Source organism: Pseudooceanicola aquaeponti, assembly GCF_050897975.1.
In the GTDB taxonomy this organism is placed as follows: domain Bacteria; phylum Pseudomonadota; class Alphaproteobacteria; order Rhodobacterales; family Rhodobacteraceae; genus Pseudooceanicola.
The window spans coordinates 323,026-348,203 of the sequence record NZ_JBPAXY010000003.1 but is presented as its reverse complement, the minus strand read 5'-3'; the positions used below and the strand labels follow the sequence as shown (position 1 = coordinate 348,203).

Genomic DNA, 25,178 nt, shown 5'->3' with positions numbered 1-25,178 from the left:
GATGCGCGGTACCCCCGCCCCCCTTGCCTCTGGCACGGCTCCGGCCCGTGGACTGCGCCCCTTCATCGAAGGCCAGCCGCTGTTCCTGGTCCTTTTCGCGGTGCTGTCGGTCTCGATGCTGATCCCCGCAGGGCTGGCCCTGGGGGTCGAGGAATTCGCCACCGCGCGGCATTTCTTCTACACCGCCCTGCTGGGCTCGGCCCTGGCGGGGATGGTCGCCCTGGCGCGGGGCGCGCGCCCCGACAACGCCACGGGGCGCTCCGACCTCTTCGGCCTGGTGTCGCTGTTTGCTGCCTTCCTGCTGCTGCCGCTGCTGCTGGCCGTGCCCTTTTCCGAAAGCCTGCCCGACACCCGCTTCATCAATGCCTATGTCGAGATGGTGTCCTCTTTCACCACCACCGGCATGACCTTCTTCGACGACCCCCGCCGGTTGTCGGCGCCCTTGCACCTGTGGCGGGCGCAGGTGGCCTGGATGGGCGGCTTCATGATCTGGGTCTGCGCCGCCGCCGTCATGGCACCCCTGTCGCTGGGCGGGTTCGAGATCACCGCGGCGGGCCGGGACGAGACCACCACCCGCATGGCGCGGTTCCAGCGTGCGGGCGTGATGCGTCGGGTGATCCGGGGCGCCATCCAGCTGGGGCCGATCTATATCGGGCTGACCTTCGCCCTCTGCGTGCTGCTGCTGATCGCGGGAGACCGCCCGCTGGTCGCGCTGATGCACGCCATGGCCACCATGTCGACCTCGGGCATCAGCCCCGTGGGGGGCGTGTCGAACTCGGGCTCGGGCACCCTGGGCGAGGTTTTCATCGCGCTTTTCCTGCTTTTCGCCCTGTCGCGCGTGGCCTTTTCCTCGGACACCGTCACGGCCCGCATCGGCCTGCACCGCGACCCCGAGTTCCGCGCCGGGCTAGCCCTGGTGATCGTGGTGCCGCTGCTGCTGTTCCTGCGCCACTGGATCGCCGCCTTCGACGTCAAGGCGGGCGAGGATCTGGGGCTGGGGTTCGGCGCGCTTTGGGGGGCGGTCTTTACCGTGCTGTCCTTCCTGACGACCACCGGCTGGGAAAGCCAGCACTGGCAGACCGCGCAGGCCTGGTCCGGGCTGGAAACCCCGGGGATGGTCCTGGTGGGGCTGGCGATGATCGGCGGCGGCGTGGCGACCACGGCGGGGGGTGTGAAACTGCTGCGGGTCTATGCCCTTTACCTTCAGGGTCGGCGCGAGATGGACCGGCTGGTGCATCCCTCTTCGGTCTCGGGCACCGGCATATCGGGGCGCCGCATCCGCCGCCACGGCGCCTTTCAGGCCTGGGTCTTCTTCATGCTGTTCGCCATCGTTCTGGCCAGTTCGATGACCGTACTGTCGCTTTTCGCGATCCCGTTCGAAGAGGCCACGGTGCTGTCCGTCGCGGCCCTGGCCAATGCGGGCCAGTTGACCGTCACCGGCGGCGCGGAACCCGTCGCCCTGCTGGAACTGTCCACCGGCGCCAAACTGACCCTGGGGGCGGTGATGATCATGGGGCGCCTGGAACTTCTGGCCATTCTGGCGCTGTTCAACCCGGACCTGTGGCGCGACTGACGCAAAGCGGCGTCGTCAAAGAGAAAACCCGCAGATCGGGGGTGGAATCTTCCATTCCGGCCCCCCATACTCACCCGGACGAATTCAAAAGAGCCGCGCACGGCATATAATAAACCAAAAAAAGGCGTAACAAGAATGGCTTCCGACAGACAGAACCTCCAGGACGCATTCCTGAACCACGTTCGGAAAACCAAGGTTCCGGTCACGATTTTCCTGATCAACGGGGTGAAGCTGCAAGGCGTGATCACCTGGTTCGACAATTTCTGCGTGCTGCTGCGCCGCGACGGCCAGGCGCAGCTGGTCTACAAGCACGCGATCTCGACCATCATGCCCTCGCAGCCCATTTCCCTTTATGAAGGCGACGGCGACAATTGATCGGACATGAGACGGCGCCGACGCGCGCCTTCGTGATCCACCCCGAGTTCAAGGGAGAGGAGGCGCGCCATGCGCCCCTTTACGCATTGGCAGAGGCCGTGAGCCTGGCCCATGCCCTGCCCGGTCTCGAGGTGGTCGGCGAACAGCTGGTGCGGATTGCCACGCCCCAGCCCAAGACCCTATTCGGATCCGGCAAGGTCGAAGAGCTGAAGGCGATCCTCGCCGGGGCCGAGGCCGAGCTGGTGCTGATCGACGGCCCCGTATCGCCGAAACAGCAACGCAACCTGGAAAAGGCCTGGGACGTGAAGATCCTGGACCGCACCGGGCTGATCCTGGAAATCTTCTCGGACCGTGCCCGCACCCGCGAGGGCGTGTTGCAGGTGGAACTGGCGGCGCTTGGCTATCAGCGCACCCGCCTGGTGCGTGCCTGGACCCACCTGGAACGGCAGCGCGGCGGGCTTGGCTTCGTCGGCGGCCCCGGCGAGACCCAGATCGAGGCCGACCGCCGCGCCATCGACGACCAGATGGTGCGCCTGCGCCGCCAGCTGGAAAAGGTGGTGAAGACGCGCGAGCTGCACCGCGCGTCCCGCGCCAAGGTGCCTTTCCCGATCGTCGCCCTGGTGGGCTATACCAACGCCGGGAAATCGACCCTGTTCAACCGGCTGACCGGCGCCGATGTGCTGGCCAAGGACATGCTCTTCGCCACGCTGGACCCGACCATGCGCCGGGTCAAGCTGGAGACCGGGGCCGAGATCATCCTGTCTGACACCGTGGGCTTCATCTCGGACCTGCCCACCCAGCTGGTCGCGGCCTTCCGCGCCACGCTGGAAGAGGTGCTGGAGGCCGATCTGGTGCTGCATGTACGCGACATCTCGCATCCCGAGACGCGCGAGCAGAAGGCCGATGTCGAGGATATCCTGACCGACCTGGGCCTCAGCGAGGACGTGCCGGTGCTGGAGGTCTGGAACAAGATCGACCTGCTGCCCGAGGACGAAGAGGCGCGCCTTCTGACCGCCGCCGACCGCGATCCGAAGATCCTGCCGATCTCGGCCATCACCGGCGCGGGGATCGAGGCCATGCTGACCGAGGTCACCCGCGCCCTGGACGCCGAGCGCCGCCGCGAGACGGTCACCCTGCCCTATTCCGACGGCAAGCGCCGCGCCTGGGCCTTCAAGGAAGGCATCGTCCAGGCCGAGCGCCAGACCGAGGACGGTGTGGAACTGGATGTTCTGTGGACCGCCCGCCAGGCGGAACGCTTCTGGGCCCTGTGACCCTTGACGGCGCGCCGCCCCTCAGGGTCCGGCGCGCCGATGTCTTTTGCCTTCAGGCGGCGGCCAGGGCCGCCAGGCTGTCCAGCGCGGCGGACCAGCCCCCGGCGTATTCGTCGAACAATTCCGGCCCGGCCAGGCTGGTGACCTGCAAGGTCACCGTCAGGCGGCTGCCGCTGCCCAGACCCGCGATTTCCTGGCCGCAAAGCGACACCGACAGGATCTCGCCGCCGATCGTCAGCACCTCTGTCATCGACAGGAAGTCCGGGGTGACCAGGTGAAAATGCCCGGTGGTGGTGAAGTCCGGGGCCTCTTTCGGGCCAGAGCGCGTTTCTTCGCGCCCGCCGGTGCGACAGTCGCAATACTCTAGCACCACCTCGCTGCTGTCGTCCGGGGCGATCCAGGCCGCGCGGTGGCGCGGGTCCGTCATCAGGGCAAACAGCCGTGCCGGGGTGCAAGGCATGTCACGTTCCAGCTGTACCGTCCGGTAGTCCGTCATTCTCGTCGTCCTCTTGTGTCGCGGCCAGGGCCGCCAGCCGGTCCAGCCGGCCTTGCCAAAGGTCCCGGGTCCGGCGCAGCCAGTCTTCGGCCCCCGCCAGCCCCTCGGCCTCGATCTCGACCATGCGAACACGGCCGATCTTACGCGACCGGACAAGTCCGGCCGCCTCCAGCCTGCCCAGATGTTTCAGGAAGGTTGGCAGCGCCATGTCATGCGGGGCGTGCAGGTCCGAGACCGGCGCCGGGCCGGTCATCAGTCGTTCCACCACCGCCCGACGGGTCGGATCGGCCAGGGCCGCGAACAGCCCGTCCAGGTTTGCAGTCATGCAGGCACCCTAGGCCGGGCCGCGCGCAGCTGGCAAGCCAAAACTTATCCGTTTGGCTAAGTATTGGATCTGGGGCCGAAGGCGCCCCTATTTCCCCGCGCTTTCGGCCTTCTTTTCCCAGCGACCCGATTCCTCGGACCAGTAGACCGCCGGACAGCCCGCCGCCGTCAGGGCCTTCCACTGGCCGCGCGCATGAACCAGGGCCGGTTCGTCATGGCCGTCAAACAGGATGCAGGCGCGTTTGACGCCGCCCACCTCTTCGGGCGTCAGCGCCGCGCCGTCGATGCACATCAGGCAATCGGGCGCATTGGCGGGCTGGCCCAGGGTCAGAAGCACCGGTTGCAACTCGGCATGGGGGGCCTTGTCCTGGCCATGCGGCAGGAACCCCTCTTCGGGGCCCAGCCACAGCTTCTGATCCAGCCAGTCCAGCCGGTCGGGCTCCTGCGCGCGCACCGCGACGCGCCAGCCGCCCGCCAGGGCCCGGGGCAGCAGGTTCTGCAACGCCCCGTCCACCGACGAGCGGGTCAGGTGGTAGAAATAGACCTCGCCCAAGGGCTCAGCCCTCCGCGCTTTCGAAGGCGTCGGCGACCAGCCGGTTCAGCGCCAGAACGCCCCAGCCGGTGGCGCCCGCGGGGGCCAGGTCGGTGCCCGCCTTGATCGAGGCGGTGCCCGCGATGTCCAGATGGATCCAGGGGGTCTCGTCCTTGACGAAGCGTTTCAGGAACTGCGCCGCTGTGACCGAGCCCGCAGGCCGCCCGCCAAGGTTCTTCATGTCGGCGATACGGCTTTTCAGCTGATCGTCATAGCCCTGGGCCAGCGGCAGGCGCCAGGCGCCCTCGCCCTCGGCGCCTGCGGCCTTCAGGAACTGGGCGCAGAAGGCGTCGTCATTGGCGTAGGTGCCGGTCATCTCATGGCCAAGGGCGATGATCACCGCGCCGGTCAGGGTGGCCAGGTCGATCATGCCCGCCGGTTTGAACCGTTCCTGCGCGTACCACATCACATCGCACAGAACGAGGCGCCCTTCGGCGTCGGTCGAGATCACCTCGACCGTGTCGCCCTTCATCGTGGTCAGCACGTCGCCGGGGCGATAGGCATTCCCCGCGGGCATGTTCTCGACCAGGCCCACCAGACCCACCACATTGGCCTTGGCCTTGCGCAGGGCGAGGGTCTTCATCACGCCGGCCACGGTGCCCGCGCCGCCCATGTCCATGGTCATGTCCTCCATGCCGCCGACGGGTTTCAGGCTGATGCCGCCAGTGTCGAAGACCACGCCCTTGCCGACCAGGGCCAGGGGTGCGGCGTCCTTGTCGCCGCCTTTCCACTGCATGACCACCACCTTGGAAGGGGTGACCGAGGCCTCGCCCACGGCCAGCAGGGCGCCCATGCCCAGCTCGCGCAGGGCCGGTTCCTCCAGAACCTCGACCTCAAGGCCAAGCGCCGACAGCTCGGCCAGCTGATCGGCGAAGGCCTGGGTGGTCAGCACATTGGCGGGCGCATTGACCAGATCGCGGGTGAAGAAGACGCCTTGCGCCAGCGCGTCCACCGCGCCCGCCTCGGGCAGCGGGGCGGCGCACATCACCGTCACCGGGCCCTTGGGATCGGCCTTGGTGGTTTTCTGGGCGTCGTAGTCATAGGCGCGCAGGGTCATTCCCAGGGCCAGCTCTTCCGGCGCCTTCAGATTGCCCGCCAGCACCAGCGCGCCCGCCTTGCCCGCCAGCTTGCCCAGCTTGGCGCCGGTGCGCCGCGCCAGGGACACATCGGGCTTCTTGGGCAGCACCACCACGTCCAGCGCCTCGGCGGCCAGGCCCTGGGGCCAGGCCAGGGTGATCACCTCGCCGGGCTTGCGCCCGGCCCAGCTTTCGTCCTCGACCAGCCGCGCGATGGCGCCGCGCGTCAGCTTGTTCACCCGCCGTACCGCTGCCGTCATCCGCCCCTCGGGCTCGACCACCAGGGCGATGCGCCCGGGGCGCGTGGCCAGATCGGCCAGGTCGGTTTCGGCGAAGGTCAGGGCAAGGGTATCGGTCACGGGGTCTTCCTTCCGGATCAGGGGTGTGCGCCCCGCGCCACGGGCCGGGCGGCCTTGGGCCGACGCGGGCGCGCGGGGTCCCGGAACGGCGCAGCCTGGCCACCACCGCCCGGGTTTGCCGCGAAGCTAGCCTGCCACCGCCCCTTTGACCAGAATGCAGTTTTCCCGGCCCGGGAAACCCGCTAATGTTCTGAACGGACAGCCCGCCGGGGGGTGGGCTGCCTGCTGCCGATGTCTGCTGCTAAAGACTGAACGACCAAAGAACGAAGGGCCGCCCGCGTGCGGCCGCACGGGGGGTGCGCGTGGCGCGATTCGACAGATATATCCTGTCGCAGCTGATGATGCTCTTCGGGTTCTTTGCCCTGGTCCTGGTGGCGATCTACTGGATCAACTCGGCCGTGCGGCTGTTCGACCAGCTGATCGCGGACGGGCAATCGGCGGCGGTGTTCCTGGAATACACCGCCCTGACCCTGCCCAATGTCATCCGCATCACCCTGCCGATGGCGGTCTTTGCCGCCGCCGTCTACGTGACCAACCGGCTCAGCACCGACTCGGAACTGGTGGTGATGCAGGCCACCGGCTTCTCGCCCTGGCGGCTGGCGCGCCCGGTGCTGTGGTTCGGGGCGATCACCGCGCTGATGATGTCGATCCTGACCCATTTCCTGGTCCCGATGAGCCATGCCGAGATCGTGCGCCGCAACCAGGAGATCTCGCGCAATGTCACCGCGCGGATGCTGACCGAGGGCACCTTCCTACATCCGGCCTCGAACATCACCTTCTACATCCGCGCCATCGACGCCGACGGGGCGTTGCACGATGTCTTCCTGTCCGACCGGCGCGACCCGGAAGAGGTGCAGACCTATACCGCCGCCCGCGCCTATCTGGTCAATGCCGCCGAGGATCCCGACGCCGATCCCGAGCCCAAGCTGGTGATGATCGACGGTCTGGCGCAAAGCCTGTCGACCCGGTCGAACCGCCTTTACACCACCCATTTCCAGGATTTCGCCTATGACGTGGGCGCCCTGATCGAGGGCTCTTCGGAAATCCGCTATGGGCTGCGCGACCTGTCGACGTTTGAGTTGCTGGGCGATCCGCAGGCCGCGGCGCTGCGCACCCGAGAGGATCCGGGCCGCGCCATCCAGGAAGGGCACGGGCGGATCACCCAGGCGCTGCTGTGCCTGGTGGCGGCGATGATCGGCTTCTCGGCGCTGCAAGTGGGGGGCTTCTCGCGCTTCGGGGTGTGGAAGCAGATCGTCTTTGCCATCGGCCTGCTGGTGGTGGTGAAATTCGTCGAGGGCAGCGTCACCGACCCGGTGCGCAAGGACGGGGCCCTGTGGCCGATCCTTTACCTGCCCGCGCTGATCGGGGTGGTGATCTCGGCCCTGCTGCTGTGGTGGGCCGCCCGGCCCCGCCGCCTGCGCCGCCGCGCGCCCCCCGCCGCGCCAGGGCTGGAGGCGGCCGCATGATCCTGCACGCCTATTTCGCCCGCCGCTTCGCCAAGTCTTTCCTGCTGATGCTGGCCGTCTTCTTCCTGCTGTCGGCGATGATCGACCTGGTCGAACAGATGCGCAAAATGTCCAGCTATGACGTGGGCCTGGCCCAGGTGCTGGGCCTGGTGCTGCTGAACGTGCCGGCGGGGCTTTACGAGATCCTGCCGCTGATCCTGATCCTGGCCACGGTGGCGCTGTTCATCGCCCTGTCGCGCTCGTCCGAACTGGTTGTGGCGCGCGCCGTGGGTCGCTCGGCCCTGAAGACGCTGCTGGCGCCCCTGGCGGTGACCCTGGTGATCGGGCTGATCACCGTGGCCATGTTCAACCCGATCGTCGCCTCGACCTCGAAACGCTACAACGATGTCGCCGAGGGCTACCGCTCTGGCGGGGTCGACACGCTGTCGGTCTCGGAAGAGGGGCTGTGGCTGCGCCAGGGCGGCGAAGAGGGCCAGACGGTGATCCGCGCCGCCCGCGCCAACCCCCAGGCGACCGAGCTTTACGAGGTCACGATGATTTCCTACGCGCCGATGGAGGCCGACGAAGCCTCGGGCGGCGGGCCGCAACGCCGGATCGAGGCGCGCCATGCGCAGCTGGTGCGCGGCGCCTGGGAGCTGGACGGGGTGAAGATCTGGCCCCTGGGCGACGGCATCAACCCCGAGGCCCAGGCCGAGGTGCACGCCCATTACACACTGCCCTCGACCCTGACCGAGGAACGTATTCGCGACAGTTTCGGCGACCCTTCGGCGATTCCCATCTGGGAGTTGCCCGCCTATATCGCCCAGCTGGAACGGGCGGGCTTCTCAGCCCGGCGCCATGCGGTCTGGTTCAACATGGAACTGGCCCGGCCGCTGTTCCTGCTGGCCATGGTGGTGGTCTCAGCCGCCTTCACCATGCGGCCTGCGCGTTTTGGCAAGACAGGCCAGTCGGTGCTGATTGCCATCCTGCTGGGCTTTGCGCTTTACTACATTCGCAACTTCGCGCAGGTCCTGGGCGAGAACGGTCAGATCCCGGTTCTGCTGGCCGCCTGGGCCCCGCCGGTGGCGGCGCTTTTGCTGTCCACCGGGCTTTTGCTACAGATGGAGGACGGATAGATGGCCGCCCCCTTTGCCCGATCCCGGCGCGTCCCGCGCGACCGCTCGCCTCGCATCCCGGCGCTGGCCCTGGCGCTGTCGCTGGCGGCGCTGACCGCCCTGCCCGGCCCGGCGCTGGCCGCAGATCCCGCGATGCTGATCGCCGATCAGGTCTATCTGACCGGCAATGACCGCATCGTCGCCGAGGGCAATGTCGAGGCCTTGCAGGGCGACATCCGCCTGACCGCCCGGCGCATCAGCTTCGACCAGACCGAAGGCAAGCTGAACATCGAGGGGCCCATTCGCATCACCGAGGCCGGGGGCGAAACCGTCATCGTGGCCGAGGCCGCCGCTCTGGACGCCGATCTGCGCGACGGGCTGCTGACCGGGGCGCGGATGATGCTGTCGAGCCAGGTGCAACTTGCCGCCGCCCAGCTGAGCCGCAGCGAAGACCGCTACAATTCGCTGTTCAAGGCCACCGTCTCGTCCTGCCATGTCTGCGACGACGGCAAGCCGCCGCTGTGGCAGATCCGCGCCAAGCGGGTCACTCATGACGAGGCCGAGGGGCAGCTTTACTTCGACGAGGCGCGTTTCGAGGTGATGGGGGTGCCGCTGCTGTACCTGCCGCATCTGCGGATGCCAGACCCGACCCAGACCCGGGCCACCGGTTTCCTGATCCCCTCGATCCGGCGCAATTCGCAACTGGGAACCGGGCTGAAGCTGCCCTATTTCTGGGCCATCGACGATCAGCGCGACCTGCTGGTCACCCCCTACATGTCGCAGAATACCCGCACACTGGAATTCCGCTATCGCCAGGCCTTCCGCAGCGGCGCCATCGGCATTTCCGGGGCACTGTCGAGCGACGACCTGATGCCGGACAAGGATGCGCGCGGCTATATCCAGGCTGCCGGGCGCTTCGACCTGCCGCAGGATTTCGTCCTCAGCTTCGATCTGGAGGCGGTGACCGATGACGCCTACCTCAACGACTACGACTATTCCGACAAGGACCGGCTGGACAGCCGCGTGGCGGTGGAACGGGCGCGACGCGACGAATGGGCCTCGGTGGCGCTGACCCATTACTATTCGCTGCGCGAGGACGAGGACAATTCCACCCTGCCCTCGATCATCGGCGACGCCAATTACGAGCGGCGCTATTTCCCCGACCGGATCGGCGGCGAGCTGCGCCTGGGCGCCGAGGCGCATAGCCACCTGCGCTATTCCGAGGATGCCTTCGACGGCCCCGACCCCGACAGCGAGGTCGACGGCCGCGACGTGACCCGGCTGAGTGTCAGCGCCGACTGGCGGCGCTGGTACACACTGCCCGCGGGGATTCGCGCCGAGCTGATGGCCGGGCTGGCCGCCGACGCCTTCCACACCACCCAGGACAGCACCCTGCCCGACAGCCAGACCGGCGTCACGCCCACCTCGGCGGTGACCCTGCGCTGGCCGATGTCACGGGTGACCGCGGCGGGCGCCACCCAGGTGATCGAGCCGGTGGCGCAGGTCGCCTGGTCGGGGGGCCATGACCTGGACGTGGCCAATGACGAAAGCACCCGGCTGGAATTCGACGAGGGCAACCTGCTGGGCCTGACCCGGTTCACCGCGCCCGACCGGCGCGAGCGCGGCTGGCGCGGCGCCTATGGCGTATCCTGGGCCCATTACGACCCCTCGGGCTGGCAGGGCCGGCTGGTGCTGGGCCAGGTGGTGCAGGAACGCGCCGACCCGGCCTATTCCAGCACCTCGGGCCTGGGCTCGGACGTGTCGGACCTGTTGGTAGCGGGGCAGCTGGCCGGGCCCGATGGCTGGTCGATCGCCGCGCGCGGCCTCTTCTCTGACCAGCTGGACCCGTCCAAGGCCGAGGCCCGCGCCGCCTGGCAGAACGACCGCGCCAGCATCGCCGCCGCCTATGTCTGGCTGGGCCGCGACTTGCAGGAAGATCGGCCATCGGTGATCTCGGAATGGCTGCTGGATGGCGATTACCGATGGAACGACAGCTGGCTGACCTCGGCCAATTTCCGCTATGACGTGGCCGACGACCGCCTGGCCGAGGCGGGCTTTGGCGTGACCTGGTCCAACGAATGCGTGGATGTGTCCCTGGCCATGTCGAAAAGCTTTGCCTCCTCCACCGTGCTGACGCCCTCGACCGATTTCAGCTTCACCATCGGGCTGCGCGGCTTCTCGGCCTCTTCGGGGGGCAGCGCCCGGGTGAAATCCTGTAGCTGAGGCGCCTTCCCCCCATCCGGGCGGCAAGAACCGCAACGCCGGGGCAGGAACCGATTGAGACGGGGCGCGAAAACGATATAGATAGGGCTGGACGGTCCCCGCGTTCTTGGAACATGCGGCCCGGCCGAACCCGGCAGATGGCCCGGCCAGGGCAGAAAGAGACTTGAGGCAATGATCAGATCCGCACCGACCCGCCCGCATCTCCGCACGGCCTTTGCACAGCTGCGCGCCTACGCGCGTCCGGCGATTCTGGGCCTGACCCTGGCCCTGTCCCAGGCGATGCCCGCCACGGCGCAGAGCTTCGGCCCGGTGATCCGGGTCAACGACAAGGTCATCACCGGCTACGAGCTGGACCAGCGGGCGCGGATGCTGGACGTGTTCAACGCCCCCGGCAACCCCCAGAACCTGGCGCGCGAGCAGCTGATCGAGGAACGGCTGAAGGCCGATGCCGCCGACCGCTTCGGCCTGACCGCCGAGGCCGAGGACGTGACCGAGGCAATGGCCGAATTCGCCGGTCGCGCCAATATGGAAACCCAGCAGTTCCTGACCGCGCTGCAAGGTGAAGGCATCTCGGAGGAGACCTTCCGCGACTTCATCACCTCCAGCGTGATCTGGCGCCAGCTGGTGCGCGGCATGTTCTCTGCCAAGGTGTCGGTCAGCGAGGAAGACGTGGATCGCGCCATCGCCACCCAGAACCAGCAGACCGGGGTTCAGGTGCTGATCTCCGAGATCTTCATTCCCACGGCGCAGAACCCGCAGCAAGCCAACCAGCTGGCCAACCAGATTTCCCAGATCACCAGCGTCGATGCCTTCGCCCAGGCCGCGCGGCAGTATTCCGCCGCGCCCAGCGGGCAACAGGGGGGCCGGGTGAACTGGATGAACGCCGCCAACCTGCCGCCCGCCCTGCGCCCCCAGATCATGGCGCTGAGCCCCGGCCAGGTGACCCAGCCGATCGAGGTGAACGGCGCCCTGGCCCTGTTCCAGCTGCGCGCCATCCAGGAGGCCGGCGGCGTCAAGGAAGGCTATTCGGCCATCGAATACGCCAGCTACTACATCCCCGGCGGCCGCTCCGAAGCGGCGCTGGCCACTGCCGCCAAGATCCGCGCCGAGATCGACACCTGTGACGACCTGTACGGCGTGGCCAAGGGCCAGCCCGAAGAGGTGCTGGAGCGCGTGACCCTGGCCCCCGGCGAGATCCCCCAGGACATCGGCCTGGAACTGGCCAAGCTGGACCGTCACGAGGTCTCGACCGCGCTGACCCGCAACAATGGACAGACCCTGGTCTTCCTGATGCTATGTGCCCGCACCCCCGAAGGCGCCCCCGATCCCGAAGAGGTCGACCGCAACGCCGTGCGCACCCAGTTGCAGAACCGCCGCCTGGCCTCCTTCGCCGAGGGCTACCTGGCGCAGCTGCGCTCTGAAGCGCGCATCGTCGAGTAAGCAATGGCCGCCATCGACGGGCTTCCGCCCCTGCGCGAGGTCATCGCGACCCATGGCCTGGCGGCGAAGAAGTCGCTGGGCCAGAACTTTCTTCTGGACCTGAACCTGACCGCCAAGATCGCCCGCCAGGCGGGCGACCTGTCGGAATGTGACGTGCTGGAGGTCGGGCCCGGCCCCGGCGGTCTGACCCGTGGCCTTTTGGCCGAGGGCGCGCGCAAGGTACTGGCGATCGAGAAGGACGCCCGCTGCCTGCCTGCCCTGGCCGAGATCGCGGCGCATTACCCCGGCAAGCTTGAGGTGATCGAGGGCGACGCGCTGGAGATCGACCCGCTGGCGCATCTGACGCCGCCGATCCGCATCGCCTCGAACCTGCCCTATAACGTCGGCACCGAACTGCTTGTGCGCTGGCTGACCCCGCCGGAATGGCCGCCCGTCTGGCAAAGCCTGACCCTGATGTTCCAGCGCGAGGTGGCCGAACGGATCGTGGCCCAGCCCGGCAGCAAGGCCTATGGCCGTCTGGCCCTGCTGGTGGCCTGGCGGGCCGAGGCGCGCATTGCCCTGTCGCTGCCCCCCGAGGCCTTCACCCCGCCGCCCAAGGTCAGCTCGGCCGTAGTCCATGTGACCGCCCTGCCCGAACCGCGCTATCCGGCGGATCCCCAGGTTCTGGAACGGGTGGTGGCCAAGGCCTTCAACCAGCGCCGCAAGATGCTGCGTGCCGCGCTGAAGGGGCTGGCGCCAGATCTGGAAGACCGTCTGCTGGCCTCTGGCATCCAACCCACCGACCGGGCCGAGACCGTCAGCCTGGAACAGTTCTGCGCCCTGGCGCGCAACGTCGCGGCGGGCTGAGGGCGCCCCTGCCGCGAGGCCGAGATGCATTTCCGCCTCGCAGCGCGCCCCGAAACCCTGTATCAGCCCGCCGATGAGCGCCGCATTCGAGATATTCCTGCAAGGCACCCCGGGCCTGGAAGAGGCCCTGGCCGAGGAGGCCCGCGAGGCGGGCTTTGCCCGGGCCGAAGCCGTGCCCGGCGGCGCGACCCTTCAGGGGCAATGGACCACCGTCTGGCGGACCAACCTGAAGCTGCGCGGCGCGGGCGCCGTCCTGGCCCGCATCGGCGGCTTCCCGGCCAGCCACCTGTCGCAGCTCGACAAACGCGCCCGGGCCTTTGCCTGGGGCGAGGTGTTGCGCCCAGATGTGCCGGTTCGGGTCGAGGTCACGGCCACGTCGAAATCGAAGATCTATCACGCGGGCGCCGCCCAGGAACGGATCGAACGGGCGTTGCGCGAGAGCTTCGGCGCGCCGGTCGATCCCGAGGCCGCGCTAGTGCTGAAGACCCGGATCCAGCGCGACTATGTGCAGTTCAGCGTCGATACCAGCGGCGAAAGCCTGCACAAGCGCGGCCACAAGCCCGCCGTGGGCAAGGCGCCGATGCGCGAGACTCTGGCGGCGCTGTTTCTGCGTCAGGCGGGCTATCGCGGCACCGAGCCGGTGCTGGATCCGATGTGCGGCTCGGGGACGTTCCTGATCGAGGCGGGCGAGATGGCCGCGGGCCTCTGGCCCGGCCGCGACCGGCGCTTTGCCTTCGAGGATCTGGCGACGTTCAACCCAGATCTCTACGCCCGGATCCGCGCCGAGGCGCCCGTGGCCCGCGCCGCCGCCGATCTGCCGGGGCTCTATGGCTCGGACCGCAACGCGGGCGCCATCGAGAACACCAGCCGCAACGCCGCCGCCGCCGGTCTGGCCGAGGCGCTGCATCTGGCGCATCGCGCGGTCTCGGATCTGGACCGCCCCGCAGGCCCGCCCGGGCTGGTCATCGTCAACCCGCCCTACGGGGCGCGGATCGGCGACCGCAAGCAGCTGTTCGCCCTTTACGGGCGCCTGGGCGCGGTGCTGAAAGAGCGCTTCGGCGGCTGGCGCGCCGCCGTGATCACCGCCGATGGCGGCCTGGCCCAGGCCACCGGCCTGCCCTTCCTGCCGCCCGGGCCCCCGGTCGCCCATGGCGGGCTGCGGGTAAAGCTTTACCAGACCGCCGCGCTGCCCTGAGGCACCGGGAAAAGCGCGTCGAAGGCCCGTGTGCCGGGCGGGGTGAACAGCACTTCGCGCCCTGCCCCCCGTCGCGCCCAACCCTGCGCCAGAAGCCCCTCCAGCAGCTGTCGCCCCAAGGGGCCTGCCAGATGCATCCGCCGTTCCGACCAGTCCAGGCACTGCCGCGCCGCAAGCCCCGCTGCGGCCTCGGGCAAAAGCGGCGCCAGCGCCAACGCGCCCTCATCCGTCAGGATCAACCCCTCAGGACCGGGGCGCAACATCCCGCGCGCCGCCAGGCTGTCGTGGATCTGCACCCCGAGGGTTCCCGCCAGATGATCGTAACAGCTGCGCGCGGCACGCAGCGCCGGGTCGCGTGGCCCCGGGCGGCAGCGGCGAAAGCCCCGCGCCTCGGCCAGGCCCATCAGGGCCTCCAGCGTCGCCGCGACCTCGGGGCCGTTGAGGCGGTAGTAGCGGTGCCGCCCCTGCGCCAGGACGCAGATCAGGCCCGCGTCCAGCATCTGCGCCAGATGGCCCGAGGCGGTGGTGCGCGCGGTGCCCGATTCCTCGGCCAGTTCCGAGGCGGTCAGCGCCAGCCCCGACATCAGCGCCTCGGCCATGGCGGCGCGTGCGGGCTCGCCCAGCAGGGCGGCGATGCGGGTCATGTCAGGGCCCTGACGGGGCCCTGGGGGCACATAGGACATCGGGCGGCCTCTCTGGCAGGGTTCCGGGATCAGCCTAGCACAGCGGCGCCGCAAAAGCGTCCGCCCGAACCGACACATGGCGCGGGCGCGGTCTGGCACAAGGGCGGCACCTGCCGTCTTGAAAGGACCCGACATGCTGACCTGCGTCATCCAATACCGCATCCGCCCCGACCGCCACGCCCAGTTCGCCCAATATGCCCGCATGTGGGGCCAGGCGATCCCCCGCAATGGCGCCACCCTGCGCGGCTATTTTGCCCCGCACGAAGGCTCTACCACCCTGGGCTACGGGATCTACGACATCCCCTCACTGGCCGAGTATGAGGCCTACCGCCAGAGCCTGGCCGCCGATCCGCTGGGCCGCGCGGCCTATGACTTTGCCCAGGCCGAGGGGTTTCTGACCAGCGAAGAGCGAACCTTCCTGCGCCGGGTCGATCAGGGCTAAGGGGGGCGGCGGCGGGTCAAAGCGGGGCCGAAAGGCCACGCCGCGCGGCGCGCGCCCCCGGCCCCGAGGGCGCGCCTTGACCCCTGCGCCCGACCCGGCAATGGTCCCGGCAAAGGGGCGCGCCCGCGCCCCCCTCTCCCGCGCCGCAACCCCGGAGCCGCCCATGCCGACGCCCGATCCCCGCCCAAGCTGGCGCGCGATGTTCCACGCCTTCGGGCGCATCGGCCTGGTCAGTTTCGGCGGCCCTGCGGCGCAGATCTCGGTCATGCATGGCGAGCTGGTGGACCGCCGCCGCTGGCTGGGCGAAGAGGCCTTTCTGGGCGCGCTGAGTTTCTGCATGTTGCTGCCCGGGCCAGAGGCCATGCAGCTGGCCACCTATGCGGGCTGGCGCCTGCGCGGGGTGGCAGGCGGGCTGATGGCGGGGCTGCTTTTCGTGCTGCCCGGCGCGGCGGTGGTGGCCGCGCTGGCCCTGGCCTATGTGCACTGGGGCACGCTGCCCGGGGTGCAGGCGGGGTTCCTGGGCATCAAGGCCCTGGTCGTGGCGCTGGTGGTGCAGGCCCTGTGGCGGCTTTCGCAACGCGCCCTGACCGGGCGGGCGCAGCGCCTGTGGGCCCTGGCCGGGTTCGTGGCGATCTTTGCCCTGGGCCTGCCCTTCCCGCTGCTAATCCTGGCTGCCGCCCTTTGGGGGCTTTGGCAAGGCGGCGCGCCCGGCGGGGCCGCGCCTGCGCCCCCGCCCGCCGCCGCGCCCGCGCTGGCGCGCAGCCTGGGGACCACGCTGATCTGGGCCCTGGCCTGGCTGGCCCCGGTGGTGGCCCTGCGCCTGGCGGGGGTGGATTTCCTGGCCGATCTGGGCGCCTTCTTTGCCCGTCTGGCGGTGCTCAGCTTCGGCGGGGCCTATGCGCTGCTGGCCTGGATGGCCCAGGTCACGGTCGAGCAGCACGGCTGGCTGACCCCGGGCCAGATGATCGACGCCCTGGGCCTGGCCGAGACCACGCCGGGGCCGCTGATCCTGGTGACCCAGTTCGTGGCCATGGTGGCCGGCGCCCTGCGCGCCGGACCGGGGCTGGGGCTGGCCGCCGGCGCGCTGACCCTTTGGGTGACCTTCGTGCCCTGTTTCCTCTTCATCTTCGTCCTGGCCCCCCATGTGGACCGGCTGCTGGCGCAACCCCGGCTGAAGGCCGCCCTGGCCGCCGTGACGGCCACGGTGGTGGGGGTCATCGCCTCGCTGGCGCTGTGGTTCGCCCTGCATGTGCTGTTCGAAACGGTGCATAGCGCGGGCGCCCTGCCCCTGCCCGCCCTGGACAGCCTGCGCCCGCTGGCGGCGGTGCTGATCGCCCTGGCGCTGCTGCTGGTGCTGGGCCTGCGCCTGGGCCTGCTGCCCGCGCTGGCCCTGATGGCGGCCCTGGGTTACGCCACCCTCTGGCTGGCTGCCTGACCGCCCCGGCGGCTTCCCCGCTTCGTTATGCAGAATCTTCGGCGATCACCTTCCGTTTTGCTTCGAATCCCCTATGCTCAGCCGAAAGTGAGCCCCGGAAGACAGACATGGCCCAATCGATCGACTACGGAAATCTGATGCACCGCGCCATGCGCAGCCTGATCCAGGATGTGCTAACCGACGTAGCCGCCAACGGATTGCCGGGCGCGCATCATTTCTTCATCACCTTCGACACCACCCATGAGGATGTCGAGCTGGCTGCCTGGCTGCGCGACCGCTACCCCACCGAGATGACGGTGGTGATGCAGCACTGGTTCGAGGATCTCGAGGTCAGCGACGACGGCTTTGCGGTCACGCTGAACTTCGGCGACAGCCCCGAACGCATGTTCATCCCCTATGACGCGATCCAGACCTTCGTCGACCCTTCGGTCGAATTCGGCCTGCGGTTCGAGACCCAGGGCCATGATCTGGACGACGAGGAAGACGACGAGGACGACCTGGCCGACGAGGCCCCCCTGGCCGAGGACGCCGAAGAGGCCCCCGCCGCCGAGGGCAAGAAGGACGCCGACGTCGTCAGCCTGGACGCCTTCCGCAAGTAACGCGGCCTGCCCCCCGCAGCCCCCCAATGCGCAGAAAACCGGCAGTTGCCCGTGCCCCCAACCGGGCGCAGGGCGGCTGACGCCTGTTCCCCGGCCGCTTTGTAACAAAGCGCCGAGGCTTCGGTGAATTTTTTGTAAACGCAAACAATCCACCTTGTCCCACCGGGGCCTGATCGCCCAGACATGCGGGCAGAACAGGCAGTCAAGGGGACAGACCGGTGGCCAGCGATTTCGCAGTTTTTCTCGGACAAATGATGCGCAAGCCGAAAGAGGTTTCGGCCATTGCGCCCTCTTCCGCCGCCGTGGCGCGGATGATGACCGAAGGGGTCGAGCATGTGGAAGGGCCGATCCTGGAGATCGGGCCGGGCACCGGATCCTTCACCCGCGTCATCCTGGAGCGGGGCATCGCCCCCGAACGGCTGATCCTGATGGAGCTGAACGAACGCTTCTGCGAAGAGTTGCGGGCGAAGTTTCCGGGCGTGCGGGTGCTGAACCAGCCCGCGCAACAGATCGAAAGCATCGGGGTCAGCAACCTGGGCTGCGTGATCTCTGGCGTGCCGGTGCTGGCGCGGCCACAGATCCAGCGCGAGGTGGTGGGCAACGCCTTCAAGGTGATGGCGCCCGAGGGGGTCTTTGCCCAGATCACCTATAGCCCGAACGCGCCGATCCCCGAGGATGTGCAGGCCGAGATGGGCATCACCGCCCGCAAGCGCGGCACGGTCTGGGCCAACCTGCCCCCGGCCCGCGTCTTCGAATTCCGCCGCCGCCCGAACTGATCGGCAGCACCAGCTGAGGCCCGCAAAGAACAAGGCCGCGTCCCGCCGGGCGCGGCCTTCTGATTTGGCTCGGCTCAGATCGGGTGCGCCTCAGACCCGCAGCGCGCCGCGCACCTCGGTATAGGGCATGTCACGATAGCGCATGACCAAATCGCGGAACCCATCCATCAGCGCGATGATCGAAGTCTCCGCGCGGCGCGACACCGCCAGCACCTGGATGCCGAATTCCACCGGCACGCCCTCGCCCTGGGGCACGATCTTGCGGAAGATCAGCGAGACCTGCGGCGCGCCGTCGATCCCCGCCCCCGGCTCGACCCGCATCAGGGCCATGCCCACCGAAGGGTCGATGCCGGTCACATGGCCCAGGGTCCAGCCCTTCGGCCCCGGCGCCCCGGCAGCGCGGTCGATCCGCTGGGCCAGGGTGGCGCAGGTCTCGCCCTTAAACAGTTCGCGCCAGTCGCGGCCCTCGCTGTCGGGCAGCTCGTGCTTTGCGGCCTCCAGCACATCGGTTTCATGGCTGCGCACAACCCGGAATTCCTCGGGGGCCGAGCCGAAGCGCAACAGCCCCTTCTCGTTCTTCTCGAAAGCGCCCGCGAGGTAATAAAGATATTCCCCCCGGGGCTGCGTCTCCCACAGGATATGTTCGTAGGTGGGCGGCGTCAGGCTCTCGGGGGCTTCATCCACCCAAAGCGGCAGGTCCAGCGCGGCGCTGCGGCCCTTCTCGGCCAGATCGACCACCGGATGCTGGGCCAGCGCCGTCTTCGGGTTCACCGTGGGCGTCACCCGGCGCGCCTGCGGTCCCGCCTCCGAGGCCCCGCCGAAAAGCCTGCTCCAGAACCCCGCCATCGCCGTCACTCCTGTCATGGTCGTCTTGGGGGACAAAATGCACCTCCGCCCCGCATCTTCAAGGCGGAACGCCGCAGCGCGCCCCGGGATCGCGGCGCTGTGATCGGGTCGGTTTCGGCATACGGTTGTGCACAAAAGCACCCGAAGACCCCCTGCGTTAGCGGGAACGGCATTGAAACTGGGCCGCTTTGCGGTAAACCGGGCGCGACGTTCCTTTTGGGAGATCTGAAATGTCGCAGACCCGCACCGAAACCGACAGCTTCGGCCCGCTCGAAGTTCCCGCAGACAAGTACTGGGGCGCCCAGACTCAGCGGTCGATCATGAACTTCCCCATTGGCTGGGAAAAGCAGCCGGTTCCGATCATCCGCGCCCTTGGCGTGATCAAGAAGGCCTGCGCCATGGCCAACAAGGAACTGGGCAACATGGAGGCCGAGATCGCCGATGCGATCATCGCCGCCGCCGGTGAGGTGATCGAGGGCAAGTTCGACGACAACTTCCCGCTGGTGGTCTGGCAGACCGGGTCGGGCACCCAGTCGAACATGAACGCCAACGAGGTGATCAGCAACCGCGCCATCGAGATGCTGGGCGGCGAGCTGGCGTCCAAGTCGCCGGTGCACCCCAACGATCACTGCAACATGGGTCAGTCGTCCAACGACACCTTCCCGACCGCCATGCACGTGGGCATCGCCATGGCCGCCCGCGACACGCTGCTGCCGGGGCTGGAAAAGCTGGCCGCGGCGCTGGAAGCCAAGTCGGAAGAGTTCAAGGACATCATCAAGATCGGCCGCACCCACACCCAGGATGCAACGCCGCTGACCCTGGGCCAGGAATTCGGGGGCTATGCCCATCAGGTCCGCAAGGGGATCGAGCGCGTGAAGTCGGCCCTTGGCGACATCTACGAGCTGGCCCAGGGCGGCACCGCCGTCGGCACCGGCCTCAACACCAAGAAGGGCTGGGCCGAAATGGTCGCCGCCAACATGGCCGAGATCACCGACCTGCCCTTCGTCACCGCGCCGAACAAGTTCGAGGCCCTGGCCGCCCATGACGCCATGGTCATGTTCTCGGGCGCGCTGAAGACCGTTGCCGCATCGCTGTTCAAGATCGCCAACGACATGCGCCTGCTGGGCTCTGGCCCGCGGTCCGGTCTGGGCGAGCTGATCCTGCCCGAGAACGAGCCGGGCTCGTCGATCATGCCGGGCAAGGTGAACCCGACCCAGGCCGAGGCGCTGACCATGGTCTGCGCCCATGTCATGGGCAACGACGCGGCCATCGGTTTTGCCGGTTCGCAGGGCCACTTCGAGCTGAACGTCTACAACCCGATGATGTCCTACAACGTGCTGCAATCCATGCAGCTTCTGGGCGACAGCGCCTCGGCCTTCACCGACAACATGGTGGTGGGCACCCAGGCCAACCTGCCGCGCATCGACAAGCTGATGAAAGAATCTCTGATGCTGGTCACCGCGCTGGCGCCGACCATCGGCTACGACAACGCCACCAAGGTGGCCAAGACCGCGCATAAGAACGGGACCACCCTGAAGGAAGAGGCCATCGGCCTTGGCTTCGTGGATGAAGAGACCTTCGACCGTGTGGTGCGCCCCGAGGACATGATCGGTCCGAAGGACTGATCCTGCCGGGCAGACAGAGAGGGGGGCGCGGCCAGCGGGTTGCGCCCCTTTTCCATGCGCCGAAGGTCGGCCCCACGGGAACGTGAGCGCGCGTTGCTTGCCCCGCGCCCGCACGCGCCGCAGATCATGGCCCATGATCACCCGACGTGCCCTTCTCGGCTCCGCCCTCGCCCTGCCCTTCATCCGCCCCGCCCAGGCCGCCGTGGGCGACCAGCTGGCCGAGGCCGGGCAGCGCTTCGATCAGATGCACAGCCTTATGGTGCTGAAGGACGGCGAAGAGGTGTTCGCCCGGGCCTTTCGCGGGTCCGGCCTCGACGGGCTGGCCAATATCAAGTCCTGCTCGAAAAGCCTGGTGGCGCTGATGCTGGGCGCGGCCATCGACGCGGGCGACGTGCCGGGTGTCGACGCCACATTGGCCGAGGTCGCCCCCGGCCTTCTGCCCACTGATGCCACCCCGGGCGCCGCCCAGATCACCCTGGGCGATCTGGCCAGCCTGCGCGGCGGCCTGGCCGCGACCTCTGGCGCCAACTACGGCGCCTGGGTCAACTCCGCCAACTGGATCCGCTACGCCCTGACCCGCCCGATGGAGGCGGATCCGGGCGGCCGGATGATCTATTCCACCGGCGCCACCCATGTGCTGGGCGCGGCCCTGGCAGAGGCCACGGGCGAGACCCTGCTGACCCAGATGCGCAGCCATCTGGGCCGCCCCCTGGGGATCGACGTGGCCCCCTGGACCCGCGACCCGCAGGGCTATTACATGGGCGGGAACGAAATGGCCCTGACACCCCGCGCCATGCTGCGCCTGGCCGAGGTGATGCGGCGCGGCGGGCAGCACGAGGGCCAAGAGGTGATCCCGGCGGATTGGGTGGCGCGCTCGACCCAGCCGCTGACCCGCTCGCCCTGGTCCGGGATGTCCTATGGCTATGGCTGGTTCCTGACCGACAGCGGCTATGCGCTGGCGCGCGGCTATGGCGGTCAGGTCATCGCCTGGCACGAGGGGCGCGGCCTGGCCGTCGCGCTGACCTCGGACCCGCTGCGCCCGGCGCGCTCGGACGGGTACTTTGGCGACTTCATGGACTTGCTCGACGGGCCCCTGCTGGCCCTCTGAGGGCGCTTGCCCGGCCCGCGCCACGCTGGCAATATGCGCCCATGTCGAACGTCACCAACCTCAACCGCTTCCGCAAGGACCGCGCCCGCGCCGCGAAACGCGCGCAGGGCGACGCGAACGCGGTGAAATTCGGCCGCACCGGGGGCGAGAGGGCCGCCGAGAAGGCCGAGGCCGAGAAGGCGCGCCGCGCCCTCGACGGACACCGCCGCGACGACGACAGCCCGAAGGGATGAGCGGGCGGCCCGTCAAACGCTCGCTGACGCTGCGCGGGCATCGCACCTCTGTCTCGCTGGAAGATGAATTCTGGGCCGAGTTCCGCCGCCTGGCCGAGGCCCGCGCCACGCCGATCAACCAGTTGGCCGCCCAGATCGACGCCGAGCGGGGGCTGGACCTGGGCCTGGCCTCTGCCATCCGTCTTTACGTGCTGCGCGCCCTACAAGAGGAAGCTGCCGCCGCGCGCGGGGACGGCGCGCGATGATCGCCGTGCTGCTGCTGGCGGCGGGGGCCTCGCGCCGGATGCGCGGGCGCGACAAGCTGCTGGAAGAGATCGACGGCGCGCCCCTGCTGCGCCGCCAGGCCAGCGCGGCCCTGGCCGCCGGGATCGGGCCGGTGCTGGTCACCCTGCCCTGCGCCGATCATCCCCGCGCCGCCGCGCTGGACGGCCTGGCGGTGACCCCGGTGCCGGTGGCCGACGCGGACGAAGGCATGGGCGCCTCGATCCGGGCGGGCGTGGCCGCCCTTCCGCCGGGGATGCGCGGGGTGATGATCCTGCCCGCCGACATGCCCGATCTGGGCGCGGTCGAACTGATGCAGATGGAACAGGCCTTTCGGGGCGACCCGCTGCCGATCCTGCGCGGCGCCAGCGGCGCGCGCGCGGGGCATCCGGTGCTGTTCCCCGCCGATCTGTTCCCGGCCCTTGAAACGCTAAGCGGCGACCGCGGGGCCGCCCCCGTGATCGCCGCCAATCGCGCGCGTCTGCGTCTGCTGCCCCTGCCGGGGCAAAGCGCCCTTACCGACCTCGATACGCCTGAGGCATGGACAGAATGGCGGGCTCGGCGCGGGTGACGATGCCACCCTCGGCGCGCAGCACCTCGGCCTCGTGCTTTTTCAGGCTGCGGCGCGCCGCGCCGAAGGCCTTGGGCGCCCGGGCGGAGGCCAGTTCCGGGAAGAGATAGTGGATCTCGGCGCGCTGCGCCTGATCCAGGGTCTTCATCGAATAATCGCCGGGCTGGAAGCTTTCGGACCAGGCACCATTGGCCAGGATCACCTCGTGCTGGTCAAACAGCAGGTGCAGATAGGTGGCGGAGCGATTGGCCAGACGCTCGACCCCGGCCATGCCGACCAGATCCTTGGCGGCGACCAGCACCTCGTTCTCTTCATACAGCAGCGAGGCTCGGTCCGAGCGGATCAGCATCCGGTGCTGCGGGCTGACCACCAGATCCGTATGCGGCAGACCCTGGCCCAGGGCCCCGGCGCGCAGCAGAACGGGTTGCAGATGCGGCATCCTGGCCAGCTCTGCCGCGCTCAGCTCTCGGCGGCCGATCCAGCGCAACTCCTGCATCCCGTTGTCGCGGGTGATCACCCGGTCGCCCGCGCGCAGCTGCTCGACCGGCACTTCGCCGCGCATGGTGGCGATCAGCGAGCCCGGGGCGAAACAGATCGCGCCATTCGGGCTGTCGGTGGTGATCTGCTCGATGTCCTTGTAGTAGATCCGGCCCAGCTCGCGCCCGTCACCGGTCTTCATCAGGATCGTGCCATCCTCGCCATCGGCGCTGACGTTGGAATAGATCAGTTGCAGATCGGGGTAACGTTCCTTGAACTCCGACAGGTCCAGCACGTCCCAGTCGGTATCGCCGGGATCCTCGCCGCCGTAGACGTAGAGGTTGTTCAGGTTGCTGTCGTCGGCAATGGCGGTGAAGAGGTCATCGCCCGAGCCGCCGTAAAGCTGGTCCTGGTTGCCGTTCGAGCGCAGGGTGTCGTCGCCCTGCCCGCCGTAAAGCGTGTCGGTCGAGCGGTCCCAGGCGGTATCGCCCGCTTCGAGGAAGTCATCGCCGGACTGGCCCCAGATCCTGTCCTGGCCCTGACCGCCATAGACGCTGTCGTTGCCGCGCCCGGCCTCGATGCTGTCATCGCCGCCGCCACCGTCGATCGTGTCGTTGCCGTCGCCGCCGTAGATGGTGTCGTTGCTGTTGCCGCCGTCGATGGAATCGTCGCCCGACCCGGCGGTGATGTGGTCCTCGGACTCGCCGCCGTAGAAGGTGTCGTTGCCCGCGCCACCCTCCAGAATGTCACGGCTGTTGCCGCCATCCAGCAGGTCGTTGCCGTCGCCGCCGTAGAGGCTGTCTTCGGCCTCCCCGCCATAAAGGCTGTCGTCGCCCGAGCCGCCATAGAGCTTGTCGCTGACGTTGCCGCCGAACAGGCTGTCGTCCCCGGCGCCGCCATAAAGGGTGTCGTTGGTGTCGCCGCCGTCGATCGTGTCGTCGCCCGAGCCGCCGTAGATCTTGTCGCTGCCGGTGCCGCCGTCGATGGAGTCGTGCCCCGCATCGCCGGTGATCGTGTCGTTGCCGTCGCCGCCATAGATCACGTCATCGCCGCGCTTGCCCGCGATGTCGTCATTGCCGCCATAGCCCGAGATCGTGTCGTCCCGGCAGGTGCCGTCCAGATCGTCGTTCTGCCAGCTGCCGTTGATGTTCTGGCCGTCCCCGGACCCGCTACCGCTCGTCGTCATATCGACCTCTCGACGCACAAAAGACTGGTTGCGGAGCCCCGCAGGACCCCGCTCGAAATTCCCATATTCTCTGAATGCCCGGATGGCTGCCCAACGTCAGCCGCGCCCGACCTCAGCGCCCCTCGGAGGGTGGTAACCTACGGGAAAGGATATATGCAATCCTGACGCTGCGATTTCCGTCAGGCGCCGCGCAATGCACGTGCAGAAACGATCTTTGTTTCCCGGTGGGAAACGAAAATGCCCAGGAAACACGCCGATCAGCGCCCGAGCCTCGCAGCAGGCACAGGGCCGCCATGCAACTGAAGCAATTTCTTAAGCGCCGAACCGAACAGCGATTCGCAATTGTGGCTTTACTATCTGAAATTAGACATAAATTTTCAGACAAGTGCCACGCTATTGTCGCAATCTCGGAAACGGCAGGGTTCGGATTTCAACGCTGGCGCGAGCGCCTTCTGCGCCTGCACAATCCACCGTTGGGTGAGGTCGGATGGCCCCGCCGGGCCCAGGGGCGGGCCGGAAAGGTCCGGCACCGCCCGGGACGATCTGCGCGTGTCGGGGCACGGTCCCCTCCCCGACACGGGCGTCCCGGGCGGCCGGCATCACCGG

Annotated in this window: 25 protein-coding genes; 18 read left to right on the top strand and 7 right to left on the bottom strand. The window is 68.5% G+C overall.

Annotation, left to right across the window (positions count from 1 at the left end; all coding sequences use genetic code 11):
- The first annotated feature begins 1 nt into the window (after position 1).
- The 3 genes from ACRARE_RS08355 to hflX all read left to right on the top strand — a co-directional run bounded on the left by ACRARE_RS08355 (position 2) and on the right by hflX (position 3,219).
- Entirely contained in the window at positions 2-1,573 is a 1,572-nt protein-coding gene (locus tag ACRARE_RS08355) for a TrkH family potassium uptake protein (protein WP_432655972.1), read from the top strand.
- A gap of 135 nt (positions 1,574-1,708) precedes the next feature.
- Positions 1,709-1,948: an RNA chaperone Hfq gene (gene hfq, locus ACRARE_RS08350; RefSeq protein ID WP_085890017.1), complete on the top strand. Its 240-nt coding sequence runs from the start codon at positions 1,709-1,711 to the stop codon at positions 1,946-1,948.
- Complete coding sequence (hflX, locus tag ACRARE_RS08345; protein ID WP_432655971.1) at positions 1,945-3,219, top strand: GTPase HflX; 1,275 nt, start codon at positions 1,945-1,947, stop codon at positions 3,217-3,219. Before hfq ends, hflX begins: the two co-directional genes overlap by 4 nt.
- A 52-nt stretch (positions 3,220-3,271) precedes the next feature.
- Here hflX and ACRARE_RS08340 read toward each other — a convergent pair whose 3' ends face one another.
- The 4 genes from ACRARE_RS08340 to ACRARE_RS08325 form a co-directional block, all read right to left on the bottom strand.
- On the bottom strand, positions 3,272-3,715 hold the full coding sequence (locus tag ACRARE_RS08340) for an SRPBCC domain-containing protein (protein ID WP_432655970.1): 444 nt from the start codon (positions 3,713-3,715) through the stop codon (positions 3,272-3,274).
- Complete coding sequence (locus ACRARE_RS08335; RefSeq protein WP_432655969.1) at positions 3,681-4,040, bottom strand: ArsR/SmtB family transcription factor; 360 nt, start codon at positions 4,038-4,040, stop codon at positions 3,681-3,683. The genes ACRARE_RS08340 and ACRARE_RS08335 overlap by 35 nt, the downstream gene beginning before the upstream one ends.
- An 87-nt stretch (positions 4,041-4,127) precedes the next feature.
- Positions 4,128-4,592, bottom strand: a complete 465-nt coding sequence (locus ACRARE_RS08330; RefSeq protein ID WP_432655968.1) for a DNA polymerase III subunit chi — start codon at positions 4,590-4,592, stop codon at positions 4,128-4,130.
- A 4-nt stretch (positions 4,593-4,596) separates the two neighbouring features.
- Positions 4,597-6,066 (bottom strand): leucyl aminopeptidase, encoded by a 1,470-nt coding sequence (locus tag ACRARE_RS08325; RefSeq protein ID WP_432655967.1) that lies wholly within the window; start codon positions 6,064-6,066, stop codon positions 4,597-4,599.
- Between the two features lie 302 nt (positions 6,067-6,368).
- On the opposite strand from ACRARE_RS08325, the gene lptF reads away from it, so the two are divergent.
- From lptF to ACRARE_RS08295, 6 genes are all read left to right on the top strand, one after another.
- Positions 6,369-7,532 carry an LPS export ABC transporter permease LptF gene (lptF, locus tag ACRARE_RS08320; protein ID WP_432655966.1) on the top strand — a complete coding sequence of 388 codons (1,164 nt, stop codon included), beginning with the start codon at positions 6,369-6,371 and terminating at the stop codon, positions 7,530-7,532.
- Positions 7,529-8,647: an LPS export ABC transporter permease LptG gene (gene lptG / locus ACRARE_RS08315; protein WP_432655965.1), complete on the top strand. Its 1,119-nt coding sequence runs from the start codon at positions 7,529-7,531 to the stop codon at positions 8,645-8,647. The genes lptF and lptG overlap by 4 nt, the downstream gene beginning before the upstream one ends.
- Complete coding sequence (locus ACRARE_RS08310) at positions 8,648-10,849, top strand: LPS-assembly protein LptD (RefSeq protein ID WP_432655964.1); 2,202 nt, start codon at positions 8,648-8,650, stop codon at positions 10,847-10,849. It begins immediately after the preceding gene.
- Positions 10,850-11,020: 171 nt separating this feature from the next.
- Positions 11,021-12,289, top strand: coding sequence for a peptidylprolyl isomerase (locus ACRARE_RS08305; protein ID WP_432655963.1), 1,269 nt, complete (start codon positions 11,021-11,023; stop codon positions 12,287-12,289).
- Between the two features lie 3 nt (positions 12,290-12,292).
- Complete coding sequence (rsmA, locus tag ACRARE_RS08300; RefSeq protein ID WP_432655962.1) at positions 12,293-13,135, top strand: 16S rRNA (adenine(1518)-N(6)/adenine(1519)-N(6))-dimethyltransferase RsmA; 843 nt, start codon at positions 12,293-12,295, stop codon at positions 13,133-13,135.
- A 73-nt stretch (positions 13,136-13,208) separates the two neighbouring features.
- On the top strand, positions 13,209-14,330 hold the full coding sequence (locus ACRARE_RS08295; RefSeq protein WP_432655961.1) for a THUMP domain-containing class I SAM-dependent RNA methyltransferase: 1,122 nt from the start codon (positions 13,209-13,211) through the stop codon (positions 14,328-14,330).
- On the opposite strand, the gene ACRARE_RS08290 is transcribed toward ACRARE_RS08295, so the two are convergent.
- Positions 14,306-14,974, bottom strand: a complete 669-nt coding sequence (locus ACRARE_RS08290) for an ArsR/SmtB family transcription factor (protein WP_432655960.1) — start codon at positions 14,972-14,974, stop codon at positions 14,306-14,308. The two genes, ACRARE_RS08295 and ACRARE_RS08290, sit on opposite strands and share 25 nt — an antisense overlap.
- Before the next feature lie 172 nt (positions 14,975-15,146).
- Between ACRARE_RS08290 and ACRARE_RS08285 the strand changes: the two genes are divergently transcribed.
- From ACRARE_RS08285 to ACRARE_RS08270, 4 genes are all read left to right on the top strand, one after another.
- Entirely contained in the window at positions 15,147-15,455 is a 309-nt protein-coding gene (locus ACRARE_RS08285) for an NIPSNAP family protein (protein ID WP_432655959.1), read from the top strand.
- A 163-nt stretch (positions 15,456-15,618) separates the two neighbouring features.
- Entirely contained in the window at positions 15,619-16,890 is a 1,272-nt protein-coding gene (gene chrA, locus ACRARE_RS08280) for a chromate efflux transporter (RefSeq protein ID WP_432655958.1), read from the top strand.
- Positions 16,891-16,997: 107 nt separating this feature from the next.
- Entirely contained in the window at positions 16,998-17,489 is a 492-nt protein-coding gene (locus tag ACRARE_RS08275) for an SspB family protein (RefSeq protein WP_432655957.1), read from the top strand.
- Positions 17,490-17,743: 254 nt separating this feature from the next.
- Positions 17,744-18,265: a class I SAM-dependent methyltransferase gene (locus ACRARE_RS08270; RefSeq protein ID WP_432655956.1), complete on the top strand. Its 522-nt coding sequence runs from the start codon at positions 17,744-17,746 to the stop codon at positions 18,263-18,265.
- 90 nt (positions 18,266-18,355) lie between these two features.
- Here ACRARE_RS08270 and ACRARE_RS08265 read toward each other — a convergent pair whose 3' ends face one another.
- Positions 18,356-19,111, bottom strand: a complete 756-nt coding sequence (locus tag ACRARE_RS08265) for a hypothetical protein (protein WP_432655955.1) — start codon at positions 19,109-19,111, stop codon at positions 18,356-18,358.
- A 230-nt stretch (positions 19,112-19,341) separates the two neighbouring features.
- Between ACRARE_RS08265 and fumC the strand changes: the two genes are divergently transcribed.
- The 5 genes from fumC (at position 19,342) to ACRARE_RS08240 (ending at position 22,909) form a co-directional block, all read left to right on the top strand.
- On the top strand, positions 19,342-20,736 hold the full coding sequence (gene fumC, locus ACRARE_RS08260; protein ID WP_432655954.1) for a class II fumarate hydratase: 1,395 nt from the start codon (positions 19,342-19,344) through the stop codon (positions 20,734-20,736).
- Between the two features lie 133 nt (positions 20,737-20,869).
- Positions 20,870-21,844, top strand: a complete 975-nt coding sequence (locus tag ACRARE_RS08255; RefSeq protein WP_432655953.1) for a serine hydrolase domain-containing protein — start codon at positions 20,870-20,872, stop codon at positions 21,842-21,844.
- A gap of 41 nt (positions 21,845-21,885) precedes the next feature.
- Positions 21,886-22,077, top strand: a complete 192-nt coding sequence (locus ACRARE_RS08250; RefSeq protein WP_432655952.1) for a DUF4169 family protein — start codon at positions 21,886-21,888, stop codon at positions 22,075-22,077.
- Positions 22,074-22,322 (top strand): ribbon-helix-helix domain-containing protein, encoded by a 249-nt coding sequence (locus ACRARE_RS08245; protein WP_432655951.1) that lies wholly within the window; start codon positions 22,074-22,076, stop codon positions 22,320-22,322. Before ACRARE_RS08250 ends, ACRARE_RS08245 begins: the two co-directional genes overlap by 4 nt.
- Positions 22,319-22,909: a nucleotidyltransferase family protein gene (locus tag ACRARE_RS08240; RefSeq protein ID WP_432655950.1), complete on the top strand. Its 591-nt coding sequence runs from the start codon at positions 22,319-22,321 to the stop codon at positions 22,907-22,909. The genes ACRARE_RS08245 and ACRARE_RS08240 overlap by 4 nt, the downstream gene beginning before the upstream one ends.
- On the opposite strand, the gene ACRARE_RS08235 is transcribed toward ACRARE_RS08240, so the two are convergent.
- Positions 22,854-24,572 (bottom strand): Hint domain-containing protein, encoded by a 1,719-nt coding sequence (locus ACRARE_RS08235; protein WP_432655949.1) that lies wholly within the window; start codon positions 24,570-24,572, stop codon positions 22,854-22,856. The two genes, ACRARE_RS08240 and ACRARE_RS08235, sit on opposite strands and share 56 nt — an antisense overlap.
- Positions 24,573-25,178 lie beyond the last annotated feature (606 nt).